Consider the following 6,533-nt stretch of genomic DNA (forward strand, 5'->3'; position numbering starts at 1 on the left):
CTTACCCCCCCCCCACTACATTTTCATCACGCTTATCATCAGGGAAAAGCTGTTGCAACAAGCCTTTTTTGTGGGCTTTGAGCAGTTCCAATTTTTGCTCGTGCAAGGCTATAAGCTCATCAACCGACGAAAGGCAATCGGCTATTTTTTGCTGTTCTTCGATTGTTGGAGGAAGAATACAAGGAAAATTTTGCAAGATAGGTAATCTTAAAGAAAGAACCGTTGATTGTACTGCTTTTTGTGATAATAAATTAGTATTATTTAGTATTGAATAATAAACAAATTTGCCATTACAAGAAAAATTTTTTAAAGCATATGCTCTTTGATGCAAATTAAATTTACCCTCATAGTATTTTGGAATGAACCGCATTCCTTCACCGGGAATTATTACAGTTTCACAATCAAAAATATAAGTATTAGAGGACTTAATTACTTCTGAACGATCAAATAGAGGATAAATCCCGTTTTCAATATGATCTTGTGCATTAGCCTTTCCATTTGTAATTTCCGCCAACTCTCCCAAAATTTTTTCTTCCCATTCTTTATCGTTTTTAAACTTGGGGAAACGGTGTTTTGGGGTGTGTTTTTTTGTTTTACTCATTTTGGTTTTTTTAAAAAAAATTTTCAATTTTATTGCTTTCGGGATTTTCTGATGAAATAAAAAATCTAAATTTGTTCCCACGCTTCTAATCCTGATATGCTTTTCCCTTTGGCTACTTTGCGTAAGTGTGGGGCAAGGTCGTCCATTAGAGCAAGTTCTTTTTGGGTTCGCTCTCGCCAACTAAGGGCTAAGGGAGCCAGCAGGTCAGTAAGCTGTTCGCCGTCAAAAATCATACGATTAAAAATATTTTGTACAAAAACTTTCAGCTCATCAATCGGTATGCCGTGTTTTTGAGCAATTTCAAAGAGTGCTGCGTTATATTTTTTGTCTTTAAAATCAGCAAAAGCAGTATTGAGTTCTTCCACAAGGTAGCCTTTTTGTGTGTCCAACGAAGCAATAAACTCGGCCAAATCTTCTTTTTCTTCCATTATGTTTGCGTTAGAACTCAACAGGCGAATTATTTGCTCGTTGGTCATTTGCCGTTTTGAAGGTTCTTTTTGTGAGTTTTCAGAAACTAATTGAATGATATAATCATAATCAATAATGGCAGAAGCAAAGAGAACAAACTCAAAATCAAGCTGTTGGAGTTCTTGCGGTGCGTTTTCTCCTTCTTTTTGCTGACGCACACGGAGTTTTCGAGCGGTTTCTAAATAGACGCTACGGAAATCACGGAAAGTTTCAGCAGGCAAAAGGTTTTCAATTTCCGTTTTTTGTTCTTCGGTAAGGTCTGTATATTGGTCAAGTTCTGTACGGAAACGCTGTATTTCTTTGAAATTTTTGATAAAAGCAATACGTGCCGAATCTCCTCTGAGGTTGGCTACATCTTGTGGTGTGGCTTGCAAATTGTTCGCCTGCATAAAATCGCCAAAAGTTTGTATGGCTTCTTTATATTTTTCGATAACCACAGGAGCGGCATCAACAAGCCAAATTTCTTGTGGTTTGGCGTTGTTGTCTTGTCCTGAAAAAAGTGTAATAGCAGCATTAACGGCTTCTTGTTGCGAACGAAAATCAAGAATATTCCCGTAAGGTTTTGTGTCATTCAACACTCGATTCGTTCGTGAAAAAGCCTGAATAAGTCCGTGATATTTCAAGTTTTTATCCACATAAAGCGTATTGAGATATTTGCTATCAAAGCCTGTAAGAAGCATATCTACCACAATAACAACATCAATTTTATTTTGGTGTGGATAATCTTTATTGTTATATTGTTGTTTTTTGATACGGTCTTGCACATCTTGGTAATACGTATCGAACTCAACAAGACTGTGATTAGTACCATACTGGGCGTTGTAGTCTTTGAGAATTTCTTTCAATGCCGATTCTTTTTCTTCAGGATTTTGTTTGTTGTCTTCTTGCTCTTGCGGAAGGTCTTCTTGCAGTTGCGAAATATCTTTATTTCCTCTGGCAGGAGGCGAAAATACGCAAGCAATATTCAGTGGCACAAACTCAGCATTTTCTGCTTTCTTTTTCTGCTGAATTGTTTTGAAAAGGTGATAATATTCAATGGCATTGTTAATAGAAGCCGTAGCCAACACAGCATTAAATTTTCTAAAACCTGTGGCAGCATCGTGTTTTTCAAGAATAGCCTCCACCACCGCTTGTTGTGCGAGTGTTTCGCCTGCTTTTATATTTTCTGTGCCTTTTCCTTTGTAATAATCAATATGAAATTTCAGTACATTGCGGTCGTCAATAGCTTCAGTAATGGTATAGGCGTGTAAGCGTTTCTGGAAAATACTTTCGGTTGTTTTGTATGAAGCATACTCGCCTTCACGCGTGTTATATGTCGCATTTTCTTCAAAAATAGGCGTTCCGGTGAAGCCAAAGAGTTGTGCTTTTGGGAAAAATTCTTTTATAGCCTTGTGGTTTTCTCCAAATTGCGAGCGGTGGCATTCGTCAAAAATAAATACAATTCGTTTGTCTTGCAATGCTTTTAACTGTTCTTTGTAATTTCGCTTATTGGTTTCATCAAGTGCCAATCCTAATTTTTGAATGGTAGTAACAATAACTTTATTTGCATAATCGTTGGAGAGCAGTTTATCTACAAGTGCTTTTGTATTGGTGTTTTCTTCCACACAACCTTCTTGAAATTTGTTAAACTCTTTACGTGTTTGGCGGTCAAGGTCTTTTCTATCCACTACAAAAAGGCATTTATGCACTTGGTCATTCATTTTCAGCAAAGTAGAAGCCTTGAAAGAAGTAAGTGTTTTACCACTCCCTGTGGTGTGCCAAATATAACCATTCCCTCTGTTTTGGTCAATACAATCAATAATAGCCTTTACAGCGTATATCTGATAAGGTCGCATAACGAGTATTTTCTGTTCGCTTTCAACAAGCACCATATATTTGCTAATCATTTCGCCGAGTGTGCATTTGGCAAGAAAACGATTAGAAAAATCTTCCAGAAAGGTTATTTTGTTATTTTTCTTGTCAGCTAATTGGTAAACTGGTAAAAATTGTTCATCGGCATTAAACCGAAAATGTTGATTTTGGTTATTGGCAAAATAGTAAGTATTCGTTCTGTTACTAACAATAAAAAGTTGCATAAAACACAAAAGCGAATTGGTATATCCGTTGCCTATTTCATTTTTATAATCAATGATTTGTTGCATTGCTTTTCGAGGAGAAATTTCCAATTTTTTCAACTCTATCTGCACCACAGGCAACCCATTGATAAGCAAAATAATATCATATCTTTGATGACTATTTTCAGTATTGATACGCAACTGATGAATAACTTCGTAATCGTTTTTGCACCAATCTTTTATATTTACAAGCGTATAATTTAGCGGTGTACCGTCTTCTCTTTGGAAATATTGTTTCTCTCGTAGCCGTTTAGAGGCAGTAAAAATATCGGAAGATATAATTTCATCACGCAAGCGATAAAATTCACTATCAGAAAGTGTAACCCTATTCAAAGCATTAAATTTAGCTCTAAAATTATCTTCAAGGCTTTTTCTATCAGTAATATCAGGGCGATAGGTGTATTTTAGGCTATCTCTTAGATGTTTAATAAGTTTTTCTTCAATTTGATGTTCGCTAAATATCATTGTTTATAAAAATTAGTGTCCAAAGGCACAAAATTACTATTTTTATTATGAAAAAATATTTTTTGTAATAAAATTTAATAATTATTTCCTCTTTATCTTTAATTCTCAGTTAAGAAATATGTCTCTATTGATAAGTCCATCGAATAAAATAAATTCTATAAAAATCAAGTGTAATCCATAGATTGTATCAGAAAGCAAAATCATTTCCCTATACAGAATCTTGAAAATATATTTCCTAGTATTTCATCGGTGGTAATTTCGCCCGTGATTTCTCCAAAATAATAGAGAGCTTGGCGTATGTCGATGGCCAATAAATCGCCTGAAAGTCCGCCGAGAAGTCCCTCTTGTACGCGGTTGATTTCGGCTTGTGCTTTCAGAAGGGCTTCATAATGGCGAGAATTAGTAACAATGGTATCTTGATTGCGTAAAACACCCATATTTACAAAGCTCAGCAATTGTTTTTCAAGCTCCGAAACGCCCTCTTTGTTTTTTGCCGAAAGAAACAAAACCTCTGGGAAAACATCTTGAATAAGAGTGCGTTGCTTCGAAGAAATTAAATCGGATTTGTTGGCGATAATTACAAATTGTTTGCCTTCGTTAATTCGTTTTAAATGATTGATTTGCTCTTTTATATTTGTTAAAGTCGCTGGCTGATTTATAGCTATCAGACTATCGAATATAAACAATATAATCTGTGAGCGATGCATCTTATCGAAAGCCTTTTCAATTCCTAAATGTTCAATCTTATCGGTAGTTTCGCGAATACCTGCTGTGTCAATAAATCGAAACGGAATACCTCCAATGGCAATTTCATCTTCAATGGTATCGCGCGTTGTCCCTGCTATATCGGAAACGATAGCTCTTTCTTCATTGAGAAGGGTATTCAAAAGGGTGGATTTTCCTACATTCGGTTCACCGATAATCGCCACGGGGATTCCATTTTTAATCACATTGCCCATTGCAAACGAATCAATCAATCTGCTCACTATCTTTTGTATTTTGAAAAGTAGATTTTGAAATTGATTTCTATCTGCAAATTCTACATCTTCCTCAGAAAAATCCAATTCAAGTTCTATGAGCGAAGCAAAATTGAGCAATTCATTGCGGAGGAGTTTAATTTCGTTAGTAAATCCGCCACGCATTTGTTGCATAGCTACTTGGTGTGCTGCCTCGCTATCCGATGCAATGAGGTCGGCAACAGCTTCGGCTTGGCTTAAATCCATTTTTCCGTTGATAAAAGCACGGAAGGTAAACTCACCCGCTTGGGCTACTCTTGCTCCTTTTTCTACACACAATTTGATAATTTCTTGCTGAATATACGGACTTCCGTGGCAAGAAAACTCTACTACGGGTTCGCCAGTATAAGAACGAGTTCCTTTAAAAAGGGTAGCTAAGCATTCGTCTAAAATATGCTCTGAACGCTTTATATATCCCAAATGCACAGAATGCGAAGGGAGGTCTTGCAAACTTTTTTTACTATACGGAATAAAAATTTGCTGAGCAATTGCAAAAGCGTCTATTCCCGATAGGCGAATGATACTAATAGCACCACTTCCTGAGGCTGTTGCTAAGGCTACGATGGTATCTTTGGTGTTCATTATTTACAAATTAAAGGTCTATAAGATTCATTTATTTTTAACTGATTATCATATTATAGAGAACTAAATAGTTTTTCATATTATAAAAAAATCATATATATTTATAAAAAACACATATGATTTTTAGTAAAATTCAACAATATAAAATACAATCTATTTTCTTCTTATTATACAAATAATTTCATAGTTAATTTATTTTACCAAATAAAAAAATAAATCTATTTTTTATATAAAAAGATTCTATTTTCTATATAAATAAACAAATTACTATATAGTTACTATCTTTTCTGACTTATATAAAGAGGCACTTATTGCTTTTCGTTGTTTATACGAACTTATTACATCACTGATTAGTTTATTGATACGTTGTACAAAATTTTTACTTTCTTCGGTTTCATGCAATATATTAGTAGCAAAAGCATATGCCATAAGGTTTTGATACTGAGCATCTGTTATTTTACGTACAGACCTTACACTACCTTTTCGTTTTGATAGTTGAGATTCTGAACGATTTGCGGCAATTTCTTGAAATTTTTTATTTACTTTTGATAATTTATTAACGACATCTGACAAACCCAAAGTAGTTATATGTGATTGATTTGTAGAATCTGAAAGTAATACAAATAACCGTTCGGTTGCACTTGTCTGTTGTCCTATTGGTAGATTTTGTATTCCAGAAAAACTTTTTATCTCTTTATATAAATAAGATGCAGCATTACTTCGCTTGGTATCTGGATTTTTTCGTTCTGCTCTACACATAGAAAGCAAAAATAGAGATAATTCACCTCGTTGTTTATCTAATGAAGCTATTTCTTCTGTCAAATGATTTTCTTTATTATATTTATCAATTGCCAATAATTGTTCTATACTTTCTTGAAATTCTAAAAAATCTTGTTGCTCTATACTCAATTTTTCGATAGTTGCTATTTGAATAAGTTTTTCTACATTGCGAATAAAATTGATATATTCATCATTATTTAAACGATTACTTTGTATATTTCTAAGTACTATAATATTTTTCATTTTTATTATTTATTTTAGTTATACTTATTTTTTAATGGTACAAAATTACAATTTATTTTTAAATATACAATAAATTATAATTATTTTTTTCAAAAAAAAAATAGTATACCATATATTATATATAGTATACTTTCATTTTATCTATAAAAATATAAGAATTTTTATAGATAATAACCAGTTCATTATACTTATAATTTATTTTATCAATTGTAATTTTATATGTTAGATACTATAAGTTAGCTTTGTCAATTGTAATTTTATATG

At 33.5% G+C, this 6,533-nt stretch carries 4 protein-coding genes; all 4 read right to left on the reverse strand.

Annotated features, from left to right (window positions below; genetic code table 11):
- Window position 1: 1 nt before the first annotated feature.
- A complete protein-coding gene (locus OO775_RS06320; protein ID WP_264846210.1) occupies window positions 2–601 on the reverse strand; it encodes a restriction endonuclease subunit S in 600 nt (199 codons plus the stop codon).
- A gap of 65 nt (window positions 602–666) precedes the next feature.
- Window positions 667–3,648, reverse strand: coding sequence for a type I restriction endonuclease subunit R (locus tag OO775_RS06325; RefSeq protein ID WP_264846211.1), 2,982 nt, complete (start codon window positions 3,646–3,648; stop codon window positions 667–669).
- A gap of 200 nt (window positions 3,649–3,848) precedes the next feature.
- Window positions 3,849–5,246, reverse strand: a complete 1,398-nt coding sequence (gene mnmE, locus OO775_RS06330) for a tRNA uridine-5-carboxymethylaminomethyl(34) synthesis GTPase MnmE (protein ID WP_264846212.1) — start codon at window positions 5,244–5,246, stop codon at window positions 3,849–3,851.
- 267 nt (window positions 5,247–5,513) lie between these two features.
- Window positions 5,514–6,269: a DUF6261 family protein gene (locus OO775_RS06335; RefSeq protein WP_264846213.1), complete on the reverse strand. Its 756-nt coding sequence runs from the start codon at window positions 6,267–6,269 to the stop codon at window positions 5,514–5,516.
- Between the last annotated feature and the right edge of the window lie 264 nt (window positions 6,270–6,533).

This window comes from Capnocytophaga catalasegens (assembly GCF_026005215.1).
In the GTDB taxonomy this organism is placed as follows: domain Bacteria; phylum Bacteroidota; class Bacteroidia; order Flavobacteriales; family Flavobacteriaceae; genus Capnocytophaga; species Capnocytophaga catalasegens.

Bases quoted from the DNA above. Each gene is read 5' to 3' on its own strand.
- OO775_RS06325 (WP_264846211.1), bottom strand. From the start codon at position 3,648: ATGATATTTAGCGAACATCAAATTGAAGAAAAACTTATTAAACATCTA.
- OO775_RS06320 (WP_264846210.1), bottom strand. From the start codon at position 601: ATGAGTAAAACAAAAAAACACACCCCAAAACACCGTTTCCCCAAGTTT.
- OO775_RS06335 (WP_264846213.1), bottom strand. From the start codon at position 6,269: ATGAAAAATATTATAGTACTTAGAAATATACAAAGTAATCGTTTAAAT.
- mnmE (WP_264846212.1), bottom strand. From the start codon at position 5,246: ATGAACACCAAAGATACCATCGTAGCCTTAGCAACAGCCTCAGGAAGT.